The 23,707-nt window shown below is 44.0% G+C and carries 28 protein-coding genes and 1 pseudogene; 2 read left to right on the forward strand and 27 right to left on the reverse strand.

The window, feature by feature from the left end; all coding sequences use genetic code 11:
* Positions 1–36 precede the first annotated feature (36 nt).
* From AC6IZR_RS09820 to AC6IZR_RS09875, 12 genes are all read right to left on the reverse strand, one after another.
* Positions 37–891 carry a PTS system mannose/fructose/sorbose family transporter subunit IID gene (locus AC6IZR_RS09820; RefSeq protein WP_037585172.1) on the reverse strand — a complete coding sequence of 285 codons (855 nt, stop codon included), beginning with the start codon at positions 889–891 and terminating at the stop codon, positions 37–39.
* On the reverse strand, positions 875–1,717 hold the full coding sequence (locus AC6IZR_RS09825; RefSeq protein ID WP_003004789.1) for a PTS mannose/fructose/sorbose/N-acetylgalactosamine transporter subunit IIC: 843 nt from the start codon (positions 1,715–1,717) through the stop codon (positions 875–877). The genes AC6IZR_RS09820 and AC6IZR_RS09825 overlap by 17 nt, the downstream gene beginning before the upstream one ends.
* Positions 1,718–1,773: 56 nt before the next feature.
* Entirely contained in the window at positions 1,774–2,268 is a 495-nt protein-coding gene (locus AC6IZR_RS09830; RefSeq protein ID WP_000261775.1) for a PTS sugar transporter subunit IIB, read from the reverse strand.
* A 14-nt stretch (positions 2,269–2,282) separates the two neighbouring features.
* Positions 2,283–2,720: a PTS sugar transporter subunit IIA gene (locus AC6IZR_RS09835; protein WP_003019069.1), complete on the reverse strand. Its 438-nt coding sequence runs from the start codon at positions 2,718–2,720 to the stop codon at positions 2,283–2,285.
* Positions 2,721–2,860: 140 nt separating this feature from the next.
* Complete coding sequence (locus AC6IZR_RS09840; RefSeq protein WP_269795788.1) at positions 2,861–4,159, reverse strand: ABC transporter substrate-binding protein; 1,299 nt, start codon at positions 4,157–4,159, stop codon at positions 2,861–2,863.
* Complete coding sequence (locus tag AC6IZR_RS09845) at positions 4,156–4,839, reverse strand: response regulator transcription factor (protein ID WP_070664840.1); 684 nt, start codon at positions 4,837–4,839, stop codon at positions 4,156–4,158. The genes AC6IZR_RS09840 and AC6IZR_RS09845 overlap by 4 nt, the downstream gene beginning before the upstream one ends.
* A 5-nt stretch (positions 4,840–4,844) precedes the next feature.
* A complete protein-coding gene (locus AC6IZR_RS09850; RefSeq protein ID WP_314652441.1) occupies positions 4,845–6,161 on the reverse strand; it encodes a sensor histidine kinase in 1,317 nt (438 codons plus the stop codon).
* A complete protein-coding gene (locus tag AC6IZR_RS09855; RefSeq protein WP_023919635.1) occupies positions 6,161–7,144 on the reverse strand; it encodes a substrate-binding domain-containing protein in 984 nt (327 codons plus the stop codon). Before AC6IZR_RS09855 ends, AC6IZR_RS09850 begins: the two co-directional genes overlap by 1 nt.
* Before the next feature lie 190 nt (positions 7,145–7,334).
* Positions 7,335–7,730, reverse strand: coding sequence for a single-stranded DNA-binding protein (locus tag AC6IZR_RS09860; RefSeq protein ID WP_021154298.1), 396 nt, complete (start codon positions 7,728–7,730; stop codon positions 7,335–7,337).
* Between the two features lie 101 nt (positions 7,731–7,831).
* A complete protein-coding gene (gene ytpR, locus AC6IZR_RS09865; protein WP_003009800.1) occupies positions 7,832–8,458 on the reverse strand; it encodes a YtpR family tRNA-binding protein in 627 nt (208 codons plus the stop codon).
* Positions 8,459–8,467: 9 nt separating this feature from the next.
* On the reverse strand, positions 8,468–8,785 hold the full coding sequence (locus tag AC6IZR_RS09870) for a thioredoxin family protein (RefSeq protein WP_021154296.1): 318 nt from the start codon (positions 8,783–8,785) through the stop codon (positions 8,468–8,470).
* Complete coding sequence (locus tag AC6IZR_RS09875) at positions 8,782–9,072, reverse strand: DUF4651 domain-containing protein (protein ID WP_049472862.1); 291 nt, start codon at positions 9,070–9,072, stop codon at positions 8,782–8,784. Before AC6IZR_RS09875 ends, AC6IZR_RS09870 begins: the two co-directional genes overlap by 4 nt.
* Positions 9,073–9,214: 142 nt before the next feature.
* Between AC6IZR_RS09875 and pepA the strand changes: the two genes are divergently transcribed.
* Together pepA and AC6IZR_RS09885 are read left to right on the forward strand one after the other, a co-directional pair.
* Positions 9,215–10,279: a glutamyl aminopeptidase gene (gene pepA, locus AC6IZR_RS09880; RefSeq protein ID WP_014712788.1), complete on the forward strand. Its 1,065-nt coding sequence runs from the start codon at positions 9,215–9,217 to the stop codon at positions 10,277–10,279.
* A gap of 447 nt (positions 10,280–10,726) precedes the next feature.
* Positions 10,727–12,211, forward strand: coding sequence for a DUF1846 domain-containing protein (locus AC6IZR_RS09885; RefSeq protein ID WP_497848534.1), 1,485 nt, complete (start codon positions 10,727–10,729; stop codon positions 12,209–12,211).
* Between the two features lie 337 nt (positions 12,212–12,548).
* Here AC6IZR_RS09885 and folK read toward each other — a convergent pair whose 3' ends face one another.
* From folK to AC6IZR_RS09960, 15 genes and pseudogenes are all read right to left on the reverse strand, one after another.
* A complete protein-coding gene (gene folK / locus AC6IZR_RS09890; RefSeq protein ID WP_070586319.1) occupies positions 12,549–13,358 on the reverse strand; it encodes a 2-amino-4-hydroxy-6-hydroxymethyldihydropteridine diphosphokinase in 810 nt (269 codons plus the stop codon).
* Positions 13,359–13,383: 25 nt separating this feature from the next.
* Complete coding sequence (gene folE / locus AC6IZR_RS09895; RefSeq protein ID WP_003019101.1) at positions 13,384–13,938, reverse strand: GTP cyclohydrolase I FolE; 555 nt, start codon at positions 13,936–13,938, stop codon at positions 13,384–13,386.
* A gap of 8 nt (positions 13,939–13,946) precedes the next feature.
* Complete coding sequence (locus AC6IZR_RS09900; protein ID WP_497848535.1) at positions 13,947–15,257, reverse strand: bifunctional folylpolyglutamate synthase/dihydrofolate synthase; 1,311 nt, start codon at positions 15,255–15,257, stop codon at positions 13,947–13,949.
* Positions 15,258–16,208 carry a dihydropteroate synthase gene (folP, locus tag AC6IZR_RS09905; RefSeq protein ID WP_497848536.1) on the reverse strand — a complete coding sequence of 317 codons (951 nt, stop codon included), beginning with the start codon at positions 16,206–16,208 and terminating at the stop codon, positions 15,258–15,260. It lies immediately after the preceding gene.
* Between the two features lie 161 nt (positions 16,209–16,369).
* Positions 16,370–16,992 (reverse strand): annotated as a pseudogene (locus AC6IZR_RS09910) (CPBP family intramembrane glutamic endopeptidase).
* A 180-nt stretch (positions 16,993–17,172) separates the two neighbouring features.
* Complete coding sequence (locus tag AC6IZR_RS09915; RefSeq protein ID WP_070594726.1) at positions 17,173–18,366, reverse strand: acetate kinase; 1,194 nt, start codon at positions 18,364–18,366, stop codon at positions 17,173–17,175.
* Positions 18,367–18,417: 51 nt separating this feature from the next.
* A complete protein-coding gene (locus tag AC6IZR_RS09920; protein ID WP_497848537.1) occupies positions 18,418–19,371 on the reverse strand; it encodes a class I SAM-dependent methyltransferase in 954 nt (317 codons plus the stop codon).
* 30 nt (positions 19,372–19,401) lie between these two features.
* Positions 19,402–19,857, reverse strand: a complete 456-nt coding sequence (comGG, locus tag AC6IZR_RS09925; RefSeq protein ID WP_497848948.1) for a competence type IV pilus minor pilin ComGG — start codon at positions 19,855–19,857, stop codon at positions 19,402–19,404.
* On the reverse strand, positions 19,823–20,275 hold the full coding sequence (comGF, locus tag AC6IZR_RS09930) for a competence type IV pilus minor pilin ComGF (RefSeq protein ID WP_497848538.1): 453 nt from the start codon (positions 20,273–20,275) through the stop codon (positions 19,823–19,825). Before comGF ends, comGG begins: the two co-directional genes overlap by 35 nt.
* A complete protein-coding gene (gene comGE, locus AC6IZR_RS09935) occupies positions 20,265–20,552 on the reverse strand; it encodes a competence type IV pilus minor pilin ComGE (protein WP_003004353.1) in 288 nt (95 codons plus the stop codon). Before comGE ends, comGF begins: the two co-directional genes overlap by 11 nt.
* Entirely contained in the window at positions 20,518–20,922 is a 405-nt protein-coding gene (comGD, locus tag AC6IZR_RS09940; RefSeq protein ID WP_003004513.1) for a competence type IV pilus minor pilin ComGD, read from the reverse strand. The genes comGE and comGD overlap by 35 nt, the downstream gene beginning before the upstream one ends.
* On the reverse strand, positions 20,912–21,229 hold the full coding sequence (gene comGC, locus AC6IZR_RS09945; protein ID WP_195189954.1) for a competence type IV pilus major pilin ComGC: 318 nt from the start codon (positions 21,227–21,229) through the stop codon (positions 20,912–20,914). Before comGC ends, comGD begins: the two co-directional genes overlap by 11 nt.
* The gene (gene comGB, locus AC6IZR_RS09950) at positions 21,226–22,257 is read right to left on the reverse strand and encodes a competence type IV pilus assembly protein ComGB (protein ID WP_497848949.1); all 1,032 of its coding nucleotides are present in this window, start codon (positions 22,255–22,257) and stop codon (positions 21,226–21,228) included. The genes comGC and comGB overlap by 4 nt, the downstream gene beginning before the upstream one ends.
* On the reverse strand, positions 22,190–23,131 hold the full coding sequence (gene comGA / locus AC6IZR_RS09955; RefSeq protein WP_497848539.1) for a competence type IV pilus ATPase ComGA: 942 nt from the start codon (positions 23,129–23,131) through the stop codon (positions 22,190–22,192). Before comGA ends, comGB begins: the two co-directional genes overlap by 68 nt.
* Before the next feature lie 87 nt (positions 23,132–23,218).
* Positions 23,219–23,608 carry a DUF1033 family protein gene (locus AC6IZR_RS09960; protein WP_214259679.1) on the reverse strand — a complete coding sequence of 130 codons (390 nt, stop codon included), beginning with the start codon at positions 23,606–23,608 and terminating at the stop codon, positions 23,219–23,221.
* Positions 23,609–23,707 lie beyond the last annotated feature (99 nt).

Below are 23,707 nucleotides of genomic sequence, written 5' to 3' on the forward strand. Positions count from 1 at the left end.
AAAAACTCCTACTAGCAAATTCGTTTTTTCTTTTCCTTAGTATTTAAGATGTGGGTCGAAGATACCAAGGGCAACACCGATCAAAGCAACTACAACGAGAAGTAACATAACTTTGTTTGGTGAAATTTTTTTCTTAGACATCAACCACCAGCAAAGGGTGATGAAGGCTGCTGTCAAGAGACCTGGATAAACACCATCGATCTTTTCTTGGATGTTCAAGAAGACTTTTCCTTCAGAATTCTTGAATTGAAGGGCTGTTGTAACAGATACCCAAGTAGCTGCTACGGCACCGATAACCATACCACCGACAACGCTGATCGCTTTACGAAGAGCTTGTCCTTTTGGTCCTACAAGGAATTCAACGGCTTTATCCCCTAATTGGTAACCTTTGAAGAAGGCAAAGCGCATACCAAAGTAGACTAAGAGGTTCCATACGACGATGTAGAAGAGGGCACCAGCGACGTTACCACCTTTAGAAAGGCCAAGGGCAATCCCCAAGAGAACTGGAATCAAGGTACCAACGACCAATGAGTCACCAATACCAGCGATTGGTCCCATCAAACCGGCACGCATACCGTTGATGGTTTCGCCATCCACTGCATCTCCGTTTGCACGCGCTTCTTCCAAACCAGCTGTGATCCCTACAACAAGAGATCCAAGTTGTGGTTCAGTGTTGAAGAAGGCCGTATAGGTTTGCATAGCATCCTTTTGTTCTTCTTTTGTGTCATACATTTCTTCTACGATTGGAAGCATAGAAGTCAAGTACCCGAAGGTTTGCATATGTTCTTGAGAGAAACAAGTCAAATGACCATAATACCAATGATGGAATGCTTTTGCTAATGTTTTCTTTGAAATTTTCTTTCTATCAGCCATTTTAAATATCCTCCTCATCATCGTCTTGGTCCACCACTCCGGCTGGAGCAGCTTTCATCGATTTGATCACTTCAAGTTCATAGTAGATTACTGCAAAGATTAATGAAACAACGGCACTGGATACCAAGTTCAATCCGAGAGATTTCGCCAAGGTAAATCCAACAAAGAATGGAATGAAGTCAGTTGCTTCTGTAACAATTTGTTTCAACAAGATGGCAATACCGACACATGGGAGAAGAGCACCGACTGTAAAGAGGGCTTTCATCCAGTAACCATCCATAGGAAGGTATTGTTTCATCAAATCAACCATGTTTTCACCGTATTTGGTGATAATCATTGTTGGAAGGAAAGAGAAGAGGAAATGAGAGATCCAAGGGTAAACCCAGTCAACTGCGTAGAGTTTTTTGAAGTTTCCTTCTTCAACGGCTTTCCAACCAATGTGTTGCCATACCAAGTTCATAGTAGCGGTACCGTAGAAAAGAACTGTACCGATTGTCCCAACGGCTGCACCGATTGGAGCTGCAGCTGCGGCGATTCCTGCTTCATCTGTGATGTTATTGGCATGCACAAACAAGATAGCAAGAGGAACACCGATGTAAGAGATGGCACGCACATCGGCAGATACGGTACCACCAGGTGTTACCAAGGCGATATAAACGACTTGAAGGGCAACCCCGACCATAATACCGGTTGTCACATCTCCAAGAATTAAACCTGAAATCAACCCACCGATCAAAGGACGACCGAGTGTATAGTTCCCGATACTGGAACCCCCCATACCAGGCATTGAAGACAAGCTGGCGAAAATACCAAGCAAGATTGCTTGAATCCATGAAATTGTCATAACAAACGCTCCTTTTGTTTGTAAATTTATTTACCTAACAGATAGGACTGTTAGTTTTAAAAACCAAATTTTGATTTGAAATCATCCCAATAACCGATGGAAACATCTGGCAACAATTGGAATTTCACCTTGTAGCCTGCTGCTTGAATGGCTTGGAAGGCTTCTGCTTCTTCCTGAGTGATGGATTGGTTATTTCCCAATTTCACAGCTCCAGGACGATCATTTGCAGGGCCAACAATGATTTCTTTGACATCACCTGGGACAAACCCTTGGTCGACCAAAATTTCCTTCATATCGATTGGATTTTTGGTGATCAAGAAGTAACGACTATCTGATTCTGTTACTTTTGCTGATTTTTCTTTAAAGGCTTCCTTTGTCCATACAAAGGTTTTCTTGTCTGATGCGCCTTTGTAAGCTTGGATCAAAACCTTGTTTGATGCTGCTGCATCATTTACGGCAATCAAACCATCACATGGTTTTTCCTTTGCCCAGCGTGTGACTGTTTGACCGTGAATCATGCGGTCATCAATCCGTACAAATGTTACTACCATAAGGTACCTCCCCATTAAATATCGTCATCATCTTCTTCAGCACTAGTGGCTGAAACTTCAAAAGGCTGTAGTGCAGATCGTGCTTCTGATAAGATGGTGGCTGACAAATCGTCTCCATCGAGCACATCTTTCATCACAACTGCTGTCAAGGCCATGGTGAGGTTCATCCCACCAAGGATCAAGGCTCCATCGAGCTTTCCAGCTTCTTCTAGAACCGTGGCTGCAGTGGTTAATGGACTACCACCTACGATATCTGCCAAGACCAAAACAGAATCATCAGCTGTCAATCCTGAAATGCTCTCTCTGAAATCAACTGCGAAGTCATCAACTGATTTTCCTTCTTTGAGTCCAACTGCGATGACCTGATCCAACTTGTCACCAGCAAACATGGCTAGTGATGTTTTTAGACCTTCTGCCAGTCCGCCATGACTGACCAAAACGAGGTATTTCATTTTTCTACGCCTCCTTTATTTGACTCTATTGTAGACTATTTGAAAGCGTTTTTATATTGTCAAATGTCACATTCCCAATATGACATTTAGCAATAAAAAAATGACATCTGTCACTTGACAAAATGCCATCTTATTTTACTCTAAACTCCTACCTGTAGACTACTTTCAATCTCCCTCTGAATTTGAGGCAAGCGGTTCTCAACATCTTGATCGCGCAAGGCATTGCCAATCAAGTAATCTAACTTTTCTAACACCTCTTTTGAGACATTTTTAGGACTACTTTCAACAGCTTGTTCCATGATGCGGTTCAAGGTCTGATTGGTCAAGGAATCCGTCCCAAAATCATCTACCTGCAAAAGGTCTTTACTAGAGCGACTCTTGACTACCTGTGGCATGACAGAGATCCCCTGGGATTGGGCAAAGAGGGTTTGTTGAATTTCGGGATCCTCTGTTAAGAGTTGCATCAATTCCCAAGCCAACTTGGAATGAGAACTCCGAGCTGACATAGCAAAAGAAGTCGTCGTGACTAAGGTTGCCTTGGTCGTTTTTGACTTAGCAGGCATCGGGATACAGGTCCAGGTGAAGTTTGAATATTTTGAAACGTGGTAGGGATAAGGTTTATAGGTCCGATATTGGGCCAAGGTCATGGGATAGAAGGCGACTTTCCCCTGGTCAAAATCTTTAGAGCTCACCTTGTAATTTTTATTTAGATCTTCCAATTTTTGCAGAAAAGTCAAAGATTCTTTGACTTCTGGAGCTGTCAGCTTGAGCATGCCTCCTTGGAAGAGATGACCTCCATTTGCCGCCAAGGCTTCTTTCCAGGTGTATTCTGTACTCCCAAATTGGTCCAATTGCCCATCCCCATTGGTATCTTTGGTTAGTTTCTTGCAAATCGTATAGAACTCTTCAAGGGTCCAACCTTCTTTGGGAACCGCGATGCCTTCTTTATCCAAGAGATCTTTATTGACACACATCAAAATCGGATTGCTTTCATAAGGTAAGGCATAGGTTTGCCCCTGATAGACACCCGATTCAAAGGCAACGGGATAAAATGTTGCTTGATCTTTTCGATCCATATAGCCGTTTAACTTTTCTAATACGCCTCGCGCTGCTAATAAAGAAAGATCTTGCTCAGAGACCATAAACACATCCGGCGTCTTTCCTGAGACAATCTTTTCAGAGAGCCAGTCTGAATAATCCGACTGCGGAATCCCGTTTTCATACTCTACACGGACATGAGGATGGGATTTTTCAAATTTTTGAATCGCACGATCCAAGGCATGGGAACGTTGACTGGTCGGCACATCCCAGCTAGAACCTGCATAAACGCCGATATGGAGGACGGTCGGTTGCTGTTTCCACCAATAGAAACCCGCGCTCGCACAGAGCACAACAAGGAGACCGATCCCCCAACAAAGATGCTTTCGCTTCAATTTCATTCTGTATTTCCTTTAGAAAAATCACGTCTCGTCACTCCTGTTTGGACTGACCAGATCGCTAATTGCGTTCGATCTCGTAGGTTTAATTTCGCCAAAATCGTTGATAAGTAATTGCGCACGGTTCCTTCTGACAAGAAAAGTTTGGCCGCAATTTCTTTATTGGACTCCCCATAGCCGACTTCTTGAATAATGCGCCATTCCGTCGTGCTCAAATCCTTGACATTGTCCTCATCTACAGCAATAGAGAAGTTGGTTTTGGCCATTTGTGAGAAAATTTGAAAGACTTTACTAGCGATATTCGGGTTGATCATGGCTCCGCCTTGATGCACCACCTTAATCGCTTCATAGAGTTCCTCTGTCGAGGCTCCCTTTAAAAGATAACCTGAAGCACCATACTTGAGCGCACTATAGATAAATTCATCATCATCAAAGGTCGTTAAAATAATAATTTTGATATCCGGATAGTGCTCTTTGACTTCTTTTGTCGCCAAAACCCCATCCATGCCTGGCATCCGAATATCCATTAAGATCAGGTCAGGATGTGTCTGTGGAATGCTCGACAAGACATGATTCCCATCTTCCACTGTGGCCACCACTTCGATATCGGGGTGGGCTGACAAAATAATTTTCAGAGATTCTCGAATCAAGGCCTGGTCATCTGCCACCATTACTTTTATCACCATCTCTATCTCCCTTCTTTATATTTCGGTAAACTGACGCGCGTGAAAAATCCATCGCGACTTTCAAATTGAAGCTGTCCTCCTAGGATGGAAATGCGCTCCATCATCTGCTTGAGCCCATAGCCATAGGTCAAGGTTTCAAACCCAACCCCATTGTCCTGCAACTCGATCAGGTAATCTTCTTCATTCTCAAAAAAATGAAGGCTCATCTGACTGGCATGACCGTGGCGAACCGCATTGGTCATAGACTCTTGGATCACACGAAAGATCGTATCTTCAATCATGACGTCCATATCGACATCGACCCATTCATAGTGTAAATCAACCTGCAAGTTAGAAAGCGTCTGGTACTCGCGGATCATCTTTTCCAAAGCATCTTTGAGGGTTCGTCCCTCAAGGGCACCTGGACGGAGGCGGTTAAGAGAACCTCTCACATCTTGAATCCCTTCCCGGACAACTTCTGATACGCTTTTTACCTGCTCTTTTGCCCGATTGGGATCGATATCAATCAAGACTCCGACAGCATCCAGCCCTGCCGAGATCCCTGTTAGAGCATGCCCCAAGGTATCGTGAATCTCCCGAGCAATCCGCTTACGTTCCCGATCTTCTGCAATTTTCTCAGACAAGGCCATATAGTTGTTCAACTCCGTATTGACCTTCGAAACCATGGCCAACTCTTCTTCCACTTCGTGGTTTTCCGCAAGGACATTCATAATATAGAACAAAAGCGAAATAATGAAGAGCACCATATTCAAGGCATAGAGGGAATTCTTCAAGAAAAAGGCCAGAATCCGAATGGAGGCAGGATAAAAATGAATATAGACATCAAGAGAAGGTATCGGAAAGAAAAGCGAAAAGACGTCTGAATTGGTCACAAGGAGCATCAAGAAACTTACTAGGATAAAGGCAAACCAATACTTGCGGTCTCGCTTGGTATTCAACTCTTTGGAACCATAGAAGATATCCGCAAAAACCAATAGAATAAGCCCGTTATAAGCTACATTTTGGACCCACATCAAGAGCAACATCAGGAGGATCTCCAGAATGTTCCACTTATCAAAAATGGACCATCGACTCGTTTGAGACCGGTAACGACTCATGGAGATCAAGGCAATTCCAGCAAATAAGAGCGCAGACAACCAAAAAGTTGTAGAGGGCGCAAAAGGAATACGCTCTAAGCGTTCTACTAATAGAGAAGCTTGCCGTTGGGCAATGATATAGTTGGTTGCTTGAAGATAGATGATACTGTTGAGCATCACAGCGATAAAATTCACGACCATCAGGATGGCCAAACTGTATCTCACACCTCTAAATTTTCTCATTACTGCCACCCATTCACATCAAAGTGATCGATGTTTTCCTTTGTCATCATTTGCACCGGAATGGTTATCTCTTTTTGGTAGCTTTTCCCAGCCGTCATATCTTGGATGACCTCCATCACGCGGTCTCCCATCTTCAACGGAGACTGGGCAACGGTTCCTACAACATCATCTGTCGAGTGCAGCAAGGCTTTCATATCTGGTGAGCCATCGATCCCATAAATCGCAATGGGATGGGTGATTCCTTGCTCCTTGATCGCTGCTAAAGCTCCTATAGCCGAGCGGTCATTTAGGGCAACTAGTGTATCGACATTCCCCCCTGACTGCAAGAACTTACGGACAGCTGGCATGGCGATCTCCGTCTGACCCTTGGTTTCTAGTTCCGAGATAATCTCATATGACCCATGTCCTTTGATGGTATCCTTAAATCCCTGAATCCGCGTATCTGCTGAAACAGTCCCTTTGTGCTCCAAGAGAAGGATCTGAGCATTTGAAGAGCGTTTCATCAGCTCTTTCGCAATCAAGACTCCTGCTTGGTAGTTGTCGGAGACAATGCTGGCATCCGGCTTAAAATGCTTGAGCTGGGTATCAACTGCAATGATCTTAATTCCTTGTTTTCTAGCTTTTTTAAGAGCCCTTAAAATGGGCTGACTATCCCCTTTGACCGGATTAATCACAATCACATTTACTTTTTGGGCGCAAAAATCATCGATCTGCTGGCTCTGCCTTTTTTCATCCAATTCCGGATCTCGAACAGATACAAGAGCACCTCTCTCATCGGCAATTCGACTAATTTCCGAATGAATACTTTTATAGAACTCATTGTTCATGGTCATATAGGTGACACCGATCTTGGTCTGATCCTTGATGCTACTGGTTTGACAAACGGCATAGATCCACAAGAGGATGCAAGCCACTGGAATCACCAGTAAAACCCGTTTTATCAGCCATTTCAACCGTTCTTTTCTTTCTTCTTTCCCCTTCAAACTCCATTCCTTTTCTTAAAATTTTGAATATATATTACTTTATTTTACTACTTTTTCAAGAAAAGTGCTGGCTTTTATTGTACAGATGCATATTTTTGATTTATTTTTAAAAGACTTGTTCCCGAATGAAATCCCTACCAAGTATCAAAAAAAGCTGGTCTATAAACGAACCAGCTTTCTTTTTTTGTTTCTAAAAAGGAAGATCTTCCTCCTCTAAAATGATGTCGGCTAAATCTCCCGTTCCACCATTTTCACGCATCGCTCGCTGAGCGCGGCTCTCTAATAACTGAAAACTTTGGCAGAGGACCTCTGTCACATACTGCATGATGCCATTTTTCTCGTAGCGGCGCGTCCGAATCTCTCCATCCAAAGAGATCAAACTCCCTTTGCTGGCATAACTAGCCATGGTTTCAGCCAATTTCCCCCAGACAACGACATTGACAAAATCAGTCTCTCGCTCCCCGTTTTGATCCTTGTAGCGACGATTGACCGCAACGGTCACTCGGGCAACGGATTTGTCTGTGCTGGTTTTATGCAATTCTGGGGCCGCCACCAGGCGACCGATTAAAATAACTTTATTATACATCATTTACCTCCTATCTATTTATTCGAAAAAATTTCAAAAAATGGGGGTGACAAACCAAAATCAAAAAAATCTAGGATTCAAAACATCCTAGATTCTTCTCTTTATTCATGCCAGTGACGAGCAGGATCAAAAGGTGTCCCTGCTACTTCTGCGTCATCCAATTCAATAATGCCTCGTTTTTGAGGAGCATTTGGCAAGTGCAATTCACGCGGACTGCACATCATGCCATAGCTTTTTTCTCCACGAAGGGCACCTGGGAAAATCAAGCTACCATCCGGCATCATGGCACCTGGAAGAGCGACAATGGTCTTTAGACCCACCCGCGCATTTGGAGCTCCAGCTACGATCTGAACCGTCTTATCTGGTCCAACTGCTACCTGGCAGATATTCAAGTGGTCACTATCTGGATGGGCCACCATTTCAAGGATTTCTCCAACCACAAATTTTGGTTCCCGATCGTTGACCAAACGTTCTGCGAAGCCTTCTCTTTCCAATTCTTGGTTCAAACGAGCTACTTGCTCATCTGTCAAAAAGACTTGGCCCTTGCCTTCGATGGCGAAGAAAGATGAGGCATCAAAGATATTCCAGGCAACGGTTTCTTGCTTGTCCTCACGGTAAACGCGAGCCACTTTTCCTTTTCTCTCCACCGCGAGCTTTGCTTCTCCACTATTTTTCAAGGTCAGCATCAAGACATCGCCGACTTGTTCTTTGTTGTATGTTACAATCATGTTTTTCTCCTATTTTAATCCTGCTAAGAATGCTGTAATCTGCGCTTTGGTTTTCCGATCCCGATTGACAAACCGACCGATTTCCTTATCCTTTTCCAGAACCACCAAACTTGGGATCCCATAAACATCCCAGACTTTCGCCAGATCCATATAGGCATCGCGGTCAATCAAGATAAAGGTAAATTCGGGATTTTCAGCCTCAATCTCCGGCAAAAAAGGTTTGAGGTAACGGCAATCCCCACACCAATCTGCTGAAAAGACAAACACTTTCTTGCCATCTTGCTCTACGTATGAAGCAATTTCTTCTAGAGAATTTGGTGTAATCATAATTTTTCCTCTTCGTAATGCAAGAGACCATCCTCATAGACAAAGCGGTAATGGCGCTCATCTTCAAAAATGACACCACCTACTAAGCGCTCTTCACTAGACTCGTAGAGTTCCACATACAGGGTCGCAATCCTTCCCATGGCTTCCATTTGCTCCCGTACTTCTGCTACCAATTCTTCTTGGGTACGAAGACGCTTTTGATCTTTGGCAATTTTATAAACACCGGCCGCAAGGGCTCCTGCACTTGCTACAGCCAGACTAGACAAAATAATTTTTTTAGCTTTCATAGTGCCTATTGTAACACAAAATAAGCAGAGGGACAACGGTCTAGGCTAGATCTCTCCCTCCGCTTTTAGAGACTGATTTCCATAATAACGCTACCATCCTTGTAGAAAAAGTGATAAAATAACATCAGAAAGAAGGTAACCTATGACTGATTTATTTTCTAAAATCAAAGAAGTAACTGAAATCCCTGCTATCTCAGGTCATGAAGCCCCTGTACGGGATTATTTGCGCCAACAATTGACCCCTCATGTGGACGAAATCGTGACAGATGGTCTCGGTGGGATCTTTGGGGTCAAACACTCAACAGCAGCCGATGCTCCTCGTATCTTAGTAGCTGCCCACATGGATGAAGTTGGGTTCATGATCAGCGAAATCAAAGCTGATGGGACTTTCCGTGTTGTCCCAATCGGAGGTTGGAATCCGATGGTCGTCAGCAGCCAACGCTTCAAACTCTTTACACGTGACGGACGTGAATACCCTGCTATTTCAGGATCTGTTCCTCCTCATTTGACACGTGGAACAGGTGGACCAACCGTACCTGCCATTAGCGACATCGTCTTTGATGCAGGCTTTAGCTCTAAAGCCGAAGCTGAAAGCTATGGGGTCCGTCCTGGAGATACCTTGGTCCCAGATAGCTCTGCGATTCTTACTGCTAATGGTAAAAACGTCATCTCAAAAGCATGGGATAACCGCTACGGTGTCTTGATGGTCAGCGAATTGGCCAAGAGCCTTTCTGGACAAGCCTTAAACAACGAACTCTATGTAGGGGCCAACGTTCAAGAAGAAGTGGGACTTCGTGGAGCCCACACCTCAACCACTAAATTTGATCCTGAAATCTTCCTTGCTGTAGACTGTTCGCCAGCAGCTGATGTCTTTGGAGACCAAGGTGCGATTGGGGAAGGAACACTGCTTCGTTTCTATGATCCAGGTCACATCATGCTGCCAAATATGAAGGATTTCTTGCTCACTACGGCTGAAGAAGCGGGCATCAAATTCCAATACTATTGTGCCAAAGGTGGTACCGATGCAGGTGCAGCACACTTGAAGAATGGTGGAGTCCCATCAACAACCATTGGGGTCTGTGCACGTTACATCCACTCTCACCAAACCCTCTATGCCATGGATGATTTCTTGCAAGCGCAAGCCTTCTTACAAGCATTGGTTAAGAAATTGGATCGCTCTACAGTTGATTTGATCAAACACTATTAAACAACATCGATCTGAAAGCCCCGTAAGGGTCTTTCAGATCGAGGATAAAATCCACTTAAAAACTTTCCTTAGGTGAGTACGGACGTCTGCGAACTTCTCCGAAGTTCCAAGACTAATTATTGAGCCTGAGGTCTCAATAATTCCGAGTGCCTGAAACTGAGTCGTTTCAGGCACTTTTCTCACAGCGGAAAGTTTAAGTGCACCCTGCTATGACCTTAATAGACTACCTCATTTTATTTGTTTAGCATCACTTAGGTCATTTTATGTAAAAAATATGCCTGAACAATCAAATTCTATGATGTCTAACCTCCCCTTAGGAAAGTATCTTAGAATATTTTATCTTCCATCTGTTTTCTGATATAATATGAAAGAATGAAATGGTAGGGAACGGAACACTCATCCTTGGATTTGTGTGACAGACCCTTCCCTTATATACAGGAGTTTTACATGAAAAAACAAGCTTTTAGTTCTGAAAAGTATTTGAACTTGCAACGTGACCACATTATTGAGCGGATCAATCAATTCGATGGCAAGCTCTACCTTGAATTTGGTGGTAAGATGTTAGAAGACTTCCACGCTGCTCGTGTCCTCCCTGGATACGAACCAGACAATAAGATCAAGCTGCTCCAAGAATTGCGCGACCAGGTGGAAATTGTCATTGCCATCAACGCCAACAACATTGAGCACTCAAAAGCCCGTGGGGATCTAGGAATTTCTTATGACCAAGAAGTGCTACGCTTGATCGACAAATTCAATGAATTGGGGATCTTTGTAGGCTCTGTCGTCATCACCCAATATGCTGGACAAGCTGCAGCAGATGCCTTTCGCAAACAACTAGACAAGAGCGGGATCGCCTCTTATCTCCACTATCCGATCAAGGGCTATCCGACCGATATGGACCACATCATCTCTCCTGAAGGGATGGGGAAAAATGACTACATCAAAACTAGCCGCAATTTGGTCGTTGTGACAGCTCCTGGACCTGGTTCTGGTAAGCTGGCAACGTGTATGTCCAATATGTACCATGACCAATTAAATGGGATCAAATCAGGTTATGCCAAGTTTGAAACCTTCCCAGTATGGAATCTTCCTTTGCACCACCCAGTTAACTTGGCTTATGAAGCAGCGACTGCAGATCTAGACGATGTCAATATGATCGATCCCTTCCACCTCCAAACCTATGGAGAAACAACGGTCAACTACAACCGCGATATCGAAATCTTCCCTGTCTTGAAGCGCATGTTGGAACGCATCTTAGGAACCTCCCCTTACGCTTCTCCAACAGACATGGGCGTCAACATGGTTGGCTTTGCCATTGTGGACAATGACGCTGCGATTGAAGCTTCCCAACAAGAAATCATCCATCGCTATTACCAAACCATCTTGGATGTCAAAGCTGAACGTGTCGGTGAAGGAGCCGTCAAGAAGATTGAGCTCTTGATGAATGATTTGGGCATTACTCCAAATGATCGGAAAGTGACCGTGCTTGCCCGCCAAAAAGAAGAAGAAACAGGTGAGCCAGCCTTGGCCCTTGAATTGCCAAACGGCGAGATGGTAACCGGAAAAACCTCTGATCTCTTTGGTCCAACGGCAGCCCTCTTGATCAATGCGATCAAGAAATTGGCGCATATTGATAAAGAAACCAAATTAATCGAGCCAGAATACGTCCAACCTATCCAAGGCTTGAAGATCAATCATTTGGGTAGCCGTAACCCTCGTCTTCACTCGAACGAGATCCTCATTGCCCTTGCCATTACAGCCATGAGCAACGAAGATGCTAAGCTTGCTATGCAAGAATTAGGCAAGTTGAAAGGCAGCGAAGCCCATTCAACCGTGATGCTGACAGACGAAGACAAGAACGTCCTTCGCAAGCTCGGTATCAACGTCACCATGGATCCTGTCTACCAATACGATCGCTTATATCGTAAATAAACTCAGACAAACAAAAACAATCCCTGCTCTAGGAATTGTTCAGATTGAAGACAAAGTCTTCTTAAAAAACTTTCCTTAGGTGAGTACGGACGTCAGCGAACTTCTATGAAGTTCCATGACTAATTATTGAGCCTAAGGTCTCAATAATTCCGAGTGCCTGAAACTGAGTCGTTTCAGGCACTTTTCTCACGGCGGAAAGTTTCAGAATATGATTGAATAACTATAACGAGTATAATTTTTAAAGAATTGATTAAATTTTATTAAAGATTCGTTTCTCTACGCTCTCAACAATCCCTCGAACAGGGATTGTTTTTTATTATGATGCAAAGAAGAGAGACTATTTGACAGCCTCCCATAATTGGCGAATGGGCTTTCTTTGAACAGGGTCCACAAAATGAGGAGCAATTTCATTCAAAGACTCTAGGACAAAGGCACGTTCTGCCACATAAGGATGTGGCAAGATCAAGCTCTGACTGTAACAAATGGTGTCCTCCATATAGAGCAGATCTAGATCGATCACACGTGGCCCCCACTTAACCTCACGAACACGTCCCATTTCCTGCTCAATGGTCAGTAAGGTCTCTAGTAAATCCTCTGGGGTCATCCAGGTTTCAACTTCTGCCACTTGATTCAAAAAGGTGTCCTGCTCCACTCCTCCCCAAGGTTCTGTTTCAATCCTTGTGGATGTCTGAAGAAGGCGAATGCCTCGATCCTTGATTTTTTCTAGCGCCGTCTCTAGTTGCAGTTGTTTATCTCCCATATTGGTGCCAAGCCCAATAAAGGCCCGTTTTTTCTCTCGTTCGATTGTCACCGAACAAGTCTCTAATGGCAAGGGAACAGGAGCCCAAGGTTTTTTCAACTCCAGACGAACTTTTTCTACAAAGGAATAGCTTTCGAAAATCTTTTGTACCAACTGAAATGCCACTGTTTCAATCAGATCGATCTTTTCTGCCTGCATCCACTCGGTCAACTGTTCCGCCAAGATCCCGTAATGGATCGAAGCTTCCAAATCACCTGTGCGGGCAGCACGGGTCATCTCATAATCTACCCATAGGTCTAGGACAAAACGTTGTCCTAATTCTTTTTCTGCTGGAAAAACACCGTGATAGGCGTATACCTCTAAGTCCTTGATCCGTAATTGATCCACTCTGTTCACCTCTTATAGCCAGCCATTAGTGGCCCATGAGTTTATAGGCTTCATTTTTTAAGTCTTTATCTGTCGCAAGCAGTCCACGCGCAGCAGTTGTTACTGTAGCGGTCCCAGGTTTACGGACACCACGCATGTTCATACACATATGCTCTGCTTCTACCCAGACAAGTGCTCCTTGTGCTCCAAGATATTCCATCAAGGCATCTGCGATTTCTACCGTCAAACGTTCCTGAATCTGTGGTTTTTTAGCGTATACTTCGACCGTACGAGCCAGTTTTGAAAGCCCAGCCACACGGCCATTTGGAATGTAGGCAATGTGCACTTTTCCATAAAATGGTAAAAAGTGATGCTCACACATGGAATGGAAGAAGATATCCTTCTCGACCACCATATTGTTATCAATGATTTCAAATGATTTAGACAGGTGCTCTTCTGCTGTCTGCCCCAGTCCTGCAAAGATTTCTTGGTACATCTTGGCAATGCGGGTAGGTGTTTCCTGAAGTCCCTCACGGTTCTCATCTTCACCGACTGCCTCGATGATCATTTTCACTGCTTCTTCAATTTTCTTTGTATCCATATCATCTCCTAGTTGGATTTTTCTGTTTTTAATAAATAAGGTCGTACTTGGCTAAGGAAGTAGAGCGACCCCGTTACAATGAGGAGCTCATCGCCTTCAGCTTGCCAGTTTTGTAGAAACTCTTGCCAGTTGACTTCCTCAAGCTGATGCTTTGTCGCAGCAGCTCTTATCTCTTCTTGAGAATAAGCTCTTGGATCTTCAAAGGTCGTAAGGATCAAGCGACTATTTTCTAGTTCCTGCCACTGAATGAGCATCTCTTCTAAGGCTTTGGTCCGGATGCAGGTAAAAAGAATGGTCTTTTTTTGACTTGAGAAAAGTTCCCGAAGACTTGCGATTAAAGGCACAACGGCGTGGGGGTTATGGGCCCCATCTAGCAAGATCATGGGATTTTTCGAGACCACTTCCATCCGGCCAGGCCAGACGACTTGATGCAAGGTCTCATCCACTAGCTCTCTTGACAAGAGTTCACGCCCTTCTCTTTCAAAAAGTACATCACAGATACTAATCGCAAGAGCTGCATTTCTGGCCTGGTGATGACCTAAGAGCGCTACTTGATAAGAGGCTGTTTCTCTTTTGGAACTGTGATAAGAAAAGGATTGACCCGATATACAAGAGGCTTCTAGCTCGACTTGGTAATCTCTGTCATAGGCTGTTATCGGTGCCTGCTTCTGAATCGCAATGCCTTCAATGACTTGGCTGGCTTCTGCTTCTAATTTCCCTAGAACCAGAGGAATTCCTGGCTTAATGATACCAGCCTTTTCACGGGCGATGGAAGCCAGATCTGGCCCAAGAAGGGCGACATGATCCAAGCCAATCGAAGTGATCGCCGTCAAAACGGGCTGGCAGACATTGGTACTGTCTAGTCGTCCCCCCATACCGACTTCCATGATCACATAATCCAGCTCCTCGTGAGCAAAATAATCATAGGCGATCGCCGTCATCACTTCAAATTCAGTCAACCCTTGAAAAACAGCCCTTGATTCTTCAGCTTCCAGGAGCTGCTGGTAACTATCCAGGTAGGTTTGCAGGTCTTGATCTGAAATGGCTTCGCCATTAATGGTGATTTGGTCATTGTAATGGATCAAATAAGGAGAGATAAAGACTCCAACGCGTAAACCTGCCTGCCTCAAAAGTTGGGACAAGGTAGCAATGGTAGAGCCTTTGCCATTGGTCCCCGCAACATGAATAACCCGACAGTCTAGGTGAGGATTTCCTCTCAAAGCCAAGAGAGCTTCCATGCGCTCCAAACCGAAATGTGGATCTTGGAAACGATAGGCTTCTAGCCAACGAAGATCCAACTGATGTTCTTTTGTCTTCATTTACTTGTATTGTTTTAAATTGGTATCTGCTGCCTCTTGGGCTTGGAAAATGGCTTGCCCCAGACTGGCTGCCATCTTGTGAAGGGGAATATCATGCACCCGCACCACTTCGACTCCTTGACTGGCTGCAATACTCGTCAAATGGCTCGAAGCCAGGTCCCGATTCCAAAAACCAGTCTCCGTTGCAGGATCTGTCTCAAATCCAGCTTCCTCAATAATATTGACCACAAAGCGTTTGCGGGAGACCCCTAGAAAGATCGGATACCCCTTTTGGTGAATCGTCCCAAGTTCTTGTAATAAGAGTAAGTTCTCTCGCTTGGTCAAACCAAATCCGATCCCAGGATCCAGCATAATACGATCCGTCTGGACACCAGCTGCTTTCGCTACCGCAAGCGAGCGGTTAAAGAAGGTCCACATCAAGTCTTGAATCGGTTCTTGAGCCATCTGTTGAAGCTCTTGCTCTGAAAAGACTGGTTCAAAACCAAAACGTGGAAAGATAGTGGAACTTGGATGATGCGGTCTTGCCATCACTGGATTAAACATGAGAACCGCGCTCGCTTCATGCTCCGCAACCACAGCAGCCATCTTAGGATCTCCAAGAAAACCAGTAATATCGTTGACAATATCAGCTCCAGCTTCGAGCGCTGCGGCTGCCACCTGTGACTTCCAGGTATCCACTGAGATCCAGACATCACTTTCTTTCCGAATGGCTTCGATCACCGGAACCACGCGGTCAATCTCTTCTTGGATCTCCACATAATGACTACCTGGTCTGGTTGATTCTCCTCCGATATCGAGGAGTTGAGCTCCTTCTTGGATCAGTTTTCTCGCCTGCTGCAAGGCTGCATCCACACTCGTATACTTACCGCCATCAGAAAATGAATCCGGAGTGACATTTAAGATCCCACAAAGAAGGGTCCCTTGGCCACTCAGCCATTTATTATCAATCATTTTCGTCCTCCTTTGATTCCCTTCCTACAGCATGATTGCGAACAAAAGAGGCTAGAACAAATGTTCTAAACCTCTGAGTTCATTCTCCATACGGATTGCTTATTTTTCTGACCTTCTGTACGAAGGTTCTGCATCAAAACTCATTGGTACCTACCATTTTATCATAATTTATCATGGAAGAAAACTCTCCATACTGGCAATAAACAAAGGAGTATGACCACCGGATAATAATAAGCCAGCGCATTCAAGGTCATATGAAGGCAAATGCTATACTCGATCCGCTTATAGCGATAAGCCACCCAAGTTAAGATCAAGGACATGCCTCCGTAGCTACCCACTCCCCTAGGGTACTCGGTCCATGCAAGTAGGTAAAAAAGAGAGCACCGGCTAGGTAACCGATCGGTTCTGCCCCTCGAAAGATCAAACGAGGGATGATGGCCCGACAGAGCAGCTCTTCTAGAATCGGAGCGACAAGGATCACGACCATTCCCATAGCAAGAAAAGGAGCATGAGATTGCAGCTCATTCAGAGCCGCTTGGTTTGCTGTTGTACCACCTGCCTCTTGTTTCAACAAGGGATAGGCGAGCAGATTATTAGCCATCAACAAGAGAAGAAAAAGAAAATTTCTCCCCAGAGCCGGCCAGGTTATGACCCGAACATCTAAGTTCTCCAGAGGGCTCATCTTGATGACCTTATAAAAAACAAAGAGCACCGCCACTGTTCCCAAGAGAGTGAGGATAGTGACCCACCTTGCATCTACTCCTTCTTGAAGGGAATAAACCATGGTGATGAGGGGGAATTGTGAGAGAAAGAATAAGGGCACAAAAAGAAGGAGCCAGAGGGTATTCTGACATAATGGGTGCTCTCGAATAAAAGACTGTATATTTTTCAATGGACAACCTCTTTCTTGTATAAAATAAGAAGACTGGGGCTTTCGCCTCCAGCCTTCTCACTTTATTTCAGTTTACTGATTTTTGAAACGTTCAACGTCACGCGCAATTACCAACTCTTCATCCGTTGGAATAACCAATACCTTCACACGGGAATCATCTGTGGAAATATCTCCAACAACTCCAAAGACATTCTTTTCAGGGTCGACCTTGCAGCCAAACCAGCTGATTCCATTGATAATAGAAGAACGAACGTTTACTGCATTTTCACCGATTCCTGCTGTAAAGATGATGGCATCTGCACCATTCAAGACAGCTAAGTATTGACCGATGTATTTTTGCAAACGATCGATAAAGATATCGTAAGCCAATTTGGCTTTTTCGTCTCCATTGTGCATCGCTGTATGAATATCCCGCATGTCGCTAGAAGATTCAGAAACACCCAGAAGACCTGATTCACGATTGAGGATACGGCTGATATCTTCAGGCTTATTGAAATCCTCTGTATGTTCCATCAAGTAAGGAATAATCGCTGGATCGAGATCCCCTGTACGGGTTCCCATCATGACACCACCTAGAGGGGTGAAGCCCATTGAGGTATCCACAGAGATTCCCTTGTCAACCGCTGTAACAGATACACCATTTCCAACGTGGCAGGTGATCAATTTCAATTCTTCTAATGGTTTTCCAAGAAGTTTAGCAGCTTCACCCGCTACATACTGATGACTGGTTCCATGAGCGCCGTATTTACGGACCTTATTTTCTGTGTAATATTTAGTTGGAAGAGGGTAACGATAAGCTTTTTCCGGCATGGTTGTATGGAAAGAAGTATCAAATACCACAACACTAGTAATATTTGGACAAATCTCTCTAAAGGCACGAATTCCAGCTGCATTTGCAGGATTATGAAGAGGTGCTAACAAAGACAATTCTTCTACTTTTCGAAGGACTTCGTCATCTACCAAGGCAGAATCCTTGAAGTATTCTCCACCAGCAACGACGCGGTGGCCCACGCCTGTAATCTCATCGTAGGATTTGATAATATCAAAGCGAATCAAATCATCCAACAAAATTTTTACAGCTTGTGTATGGTCCTGGATATCTAATACTTGTTTTTCAGAGCGTCCATCAAATTTAACAGTTGAAATAGAATCTTTCAAACCGATCCGTTCAATCAACCCTTTTGCAAGAACAGTTTCCTCTGGCATTTGGTACAATTGCCATTTCAAACTAGAGCTTCCTGCATTAATAGAAATTGTTTTCGACATATATTCACCTCATTAAGCGTTTTCACTTCCTCTATTATATCAGATCTTTGATCAAATTTCACTATCCTTTAACCAGTTTTGGAAACTTTCCGTGAAGTGAACCACCTGGTCTTGATCCTGGAGATCGGTAAAAGGATAAACAAAGGGCTGAACAGACTCTTCTTCTTGTTTTCGTAGGACGAAAATCGTCTTAGCATAGGCTGGATTTGAAAAAAGAGATTCTGGCAAGGTCAGCATGGCAAGGATTTGGGCCTTGTCTGTTAGCCAAGCTTTCAACAGATCACTCTGAGGGCTTGTCAAGAGGTTATTTGGAGCTAAAAAGATGGCAACTCCTTGAGGTTTCAGATATTTCAGAGCCTGTTCCATCATGAGGTGATGGGCATAGGTATGGCCTTCGGAGCTCGCCACCTGATAGCGCTGTGCAATCGCATCATCTGGATAATAACCAATTGGTAAGTCGCTAACGATCAAGTCACTTTCTTTCAAAACTTGTGGGCGAACCGCATCGCCTTGTGCAAAGACAACACTGGACTCCATCACATCTGCGATACTAGCAGATAGATCAATCAAGAGATCATCTACCTCCAATCCTAAGTAATCAATCGTGAGACGGCTATTGTTGACAATAGTCTCAGCGAGATTTCCGGTTCCACTTCCCACTTCTAAGACATCCAGTTGGTCGCCTTTGGCCAACTGATCGATCAAAAATGTAATGATAAAACCAATCGCATCTGGTGTGAACTGGTGATTCGCTTGTAAAGGCTCTGTCTGAGTAGCTTTCATAAAAAGGAATTGGTAGGCTCTGCGCCATTCTTCCTTACTTAAACCTAGTTCTTTTAATTTTTGGCTATTGTTTTTAACAATGTCTAGATCTGTCTTGCCATCCAAATACATGGCATTCTGTTCAATCAAGGCGTCATAAAAGTTGGTCGACAATTCATTTTGAATACTTTGAGTGTTTTCTAATAGATAGGTATAAGCTTGTTCAATTTTTTCGAAATTCATGATTTCCTCCGCACCCTATCATACCAAAAATTAGTCTTTTTCGCTATTTTCCGATGGTTCCTTAGCCTCGTTTGGCGTCTCTTCAGAAGACGTTTCGGTCCTTGCCTTCTCCTTATCTTTCTGTTTCTTCTTTTCTTTTTGGCTCTTGCTACTTTCTTTTTCTTCCCTTACTGGAAGGACAAACTCATAGCTTTCGCCATTCATCTCAGCTTGGGCATGAAGAAAACCAATATCCTGCCTTAGCTGAACAGTTCCAGACTTTAAATGAATCTCTGATGTCTTCTCATCACTCTTTCTCTTTTCAAGAGCCAATTGCACCAACGCATAGGCCCGAAGACGCTCTTGACTCGTCTTTAAGATCCGTCTCTCCGCAACCTGACGGTGCAGGTAAAACTGAAGTAAGAGACTAAAAATCGCTGCCATCAAGAGAGCGTAAAGCAAGACGCCAGCCTTAACTTTTTTCATTTTGCATCGCTGGTACCACATGGTAGACATACTCCCTTTCTAGACCTTCTTCGAAATTCAATCGCAGATGAAGCAACTCTCCCTCCTGCCAAATTTGGCTAGAGCGAACCCCTGAAATCATAGGCTGATAACCCCTGCCCTTATCATCTGTTTTTCGGATATCATCTCCTTTAGATTGACCAATGGCAATTGGTTTTTGATCCTGAACCAAGTAGATATGATTGTCCGCTACTTTTTCAAAATGACTCCGGTCCAATTCCACCTGCAATTGTTGCTGAAAAAGTATCCATTCTTCCTGCTTTTGATGCGCCTGGTAGTCCAATTCAGCATGCAGGAGCTTGGTCAAGCCTTGAAAGACCAACACACCCCCACTGAGCACTAAGAGAGCAACTAAGGCTTCGAGCAAGGTAAAGGCTTTGATCCTCCTTTTATTCCACATGCAGCACCACCTTTCCTTGATGATAGACCGTGAGTTGATCGGCATCTTTTTCGACTTGAACCTGAATACCATTGGCCTCTAGATGATTTTGCCCTGTCTGAAGCGCCATTTGAGCGACAGATAAGACCTCTACCTCTTTGAAATCCGCTAGTCGCTCCTTGCGCGAACGCCGGATCTCCCCTAACAATAAGGTCGTAATCATGGCAAATAAACCCAAGGCTACTAAAGATTCTATAAGAATACTAGCGGGAACGGATGCTTTTTTTAATTTTCCCATTTCCAAGCGACAGTTGATAGGTCACCACTCCTCTCTGTGTCTGAAAGTGAACATTGGCCAGGGATGAATTGCCACCTGCACGGTCTAAACGAATAGTTTTAGGATCTTGCAAAATGACAGAATCAGGAATCTCCACCGTCTGGTAGGGCGTTTGAATCTTCCTTGCAGTCACTTCAACATCCAATTCCGTTTGCCTTGCCAAGGCTATCTTTTGGCTTTCTTGATAGAGGTGTTCAAACTCTGCAAAAAATACTTTTTCTTCCACCTGCTGAAAGCTCGTCTTGATCGATCCCGATAAGCCCAGATAAATAAAACTAACGATCATCAAGGTCAGAAGGGTCTCCACCAAGGTGAAGGCCTTAATCTGCAACCGCACGAGTTTCTCCACTATTTTTCGCATAATAGGCACGGTAGGACTCTGCTTGTTTGTTGGTAATATTTCCATCAGCAATTAGCTTTGATAGAGTGGCTTGGTCATTGGTATGATTGAGCTCATACAATTCAGCCTGGCTTTCGACCACCTTCACAACCGCTGCATTTCCTGTCTCTTTCACGGAGTCTTTTTGCTTGGTCAAATTCGGCACAAAGAGCAATAAGAGCACACTGATGATCAATAAGACGACTAACATTTCAATAAGTGTAAAGGCCTTAACCTGATAGGTTTTTAATTTTTTCATAAATGAACCTCCATATTTTGATAAATCGGCAGCAACATGGCTGCATAGAGTAACACAATCACAAGAGCCACAAAGACAAACACCAAGGGTTGTATCACATTCATGGCCTTGTGAACCCGACGAAAGAAATCTTCCCATGTTTTTTCAGCATAGATCTCTAGCTCACTTCCGAGCTTTGATTTGACTTCACCATATTCAATCATAAGGGGCAATTCTTTTTTGAAAAAAGGATACCCCCTGACCGTCTCTGAGAAGGACTGGCCACGATCTAAAGAAAGAGCTAAGTCCCTTCCAATTTCTTGAAAAAGCTGGGATTTTTGCTCCTGCATCATGGAAAAAATCTGAGTCAATTCCAATCCTTGCCCAATCAGATTGCCCCATTCTCTAGCATAATAGGCTGTCAAATAAGCTTGAATCATGCCTTTTCCGAAAGGCAAATGAGACAAACTTCTAAAAACCTTGATCTTGCCTGACTTTCGATAATAGAGAAAGCCGAGTAAGAAGAAGGTCACCAGTCCCGCTCCTAAGGCCAAAAAGAGTTGGGGGAAGGAACTGATCAATTGCGTCCCAATATTTTGAGCATCCATTTGAGGGAGCAAATAATTACGCAAGCCAAGCATAATCAAAACTAAAAATCCAAGTAAGATAAGAGGATAGGTGCTCACCTCAATCAGCTTTTTCTTGACCTTGCGCATGTTTTCTAAGTAAGCACTGATTTTCTCCAAGCTCAATGCAAGATTACCATGAAGCTCAGCGAGAGACAGCTGTGTCGTCACCGCATCTGAAAAACCGATCCCTGCCATCATCTCTGAAAAACTCCGCCCCCGAGAAAGGTCCTCTCGCATCTGGGAAACCAAACGACTCTCCACTAGGTGAGAGCGATCCAGAAAATCGACAATCTCAGACAGATGAAAACCACTCGAATAAAGATTCAAAAACAATTCAATGATTTGCTTTTGTTTAGCGGTAGATAATTTTTTCGGCTTGGGCCTGAGCCAGCTGGATATATCCCGATTGAGCCAAGAGATCCATTTGTTGGTTCCAGTGGCTGGCTGAGTGCTCTTGGTAGTTTTCCGTCGCAAAATCGACCACACCTCCTCCTGCAATTAATCGTTGGTAGCAAATACCTTGTAAAACAATCTTGAGCTCTTCCTCACTCACTCCAAGCTCTAAAAGGCGCTCATAAACACCTCGAACGCTCTTGGCATGAATCGTAGAGAAGACGGTGACTCCTGTCAAACTAGCTCGTACGACTGCACGAGCTGTTTCCTTATCTCGGATCTCTCCAATAATGAGAAGGTCCGGCCGATGGCGCAAGGAGAGTTTGATCAGGTTGTCATAGGTCATGCCAATCTGGTCATTCAGCTGAAGCTGAAGCATATTATCCTGCTTGATCTCGACAGGATCTTCAATAGACATGACTTGCTGATCTGCAAAGCGCTCTTGCGCTAAAGCATGCATGAGAGTGGTCTTTCCCGAACCAACAGGACCCGCAAAAAGATAAAGCCCACGACCAGCCAATTTCTTCTTCAACTCAGGTAGTTGATCAAACCAAAACCGTAATTCGCGTTCCTCATCATGCAAGAGCCGAATAACCAAGCTTTCATAGCCACGATAATCTCCCACAGTCGACAAGCGAATCGAAACCACTCCATTCTCCAAAGGGTAATCACACGATCCTAGCTGGCTGCGCCTTTTTTCTCCCACATTCATCCCTGCTACGAACTTAAAGTGGCTGATAATAGCTGTCATCTCCTCAAAAGGAAAGGACTGCACAAAGCGCCTCTCGTCTCCCACCCTCATAAAAACTTGGTACTCCTCCTTCCGAGGAATGAAGTAAAGATCCTGAGCTTCTTCCTTTTTCCCCATACGGATCAGTTTTTTTGCAATTTCTTGAACCATAGTTCCTCCTCTCACTTATACTATTCGAAAAAGAAGACAAAAAAAGAAGACTTTCTAGATCGCTCTAGAAAATCTTCCGAATGTCTCTTATAACAGGGTCGTCCCCTTTTTTGAATCGAGTGTATATTGACAAGAACGGTGTTTGCGACTGCCTCTTTCCTTTTCGTAGCCTGGGCGGAGCTTGCTTTTAGGGATCTTATGCTCGTCTTCTAGGAGGACAATCGAATGGAAAAACTGCACATCTTCACTGCAGTCCTCACACCACTCTTGCTCCTTGGTATCCCAAAAGATCGTCATGAGGTCACTCCGACTCTTATAACTTGGAAAGTGCTCATTTAACTCCAACCACTTCTGCTTGTAGTATTTCAAAGCCTGGTAATAGTCTTCAAACTTCCGACTACTCACGATATCTTCTTCCCAACCTTCTAAAAACCACCAGGGTTCACAGTCCCCGTACATTTCAATCACTCGATACATAAACTCTTCCATCCTTTGTATCCTCTATTATATAGAAAATCCTTTGAGAATAAAAGTTTTCTGCTCAGAGCATGATTTTTCAGGTAGTTTTCAGGTGAT

It is taken from the genome of Streptococcus mobilis, assembly GCF_059727625.1.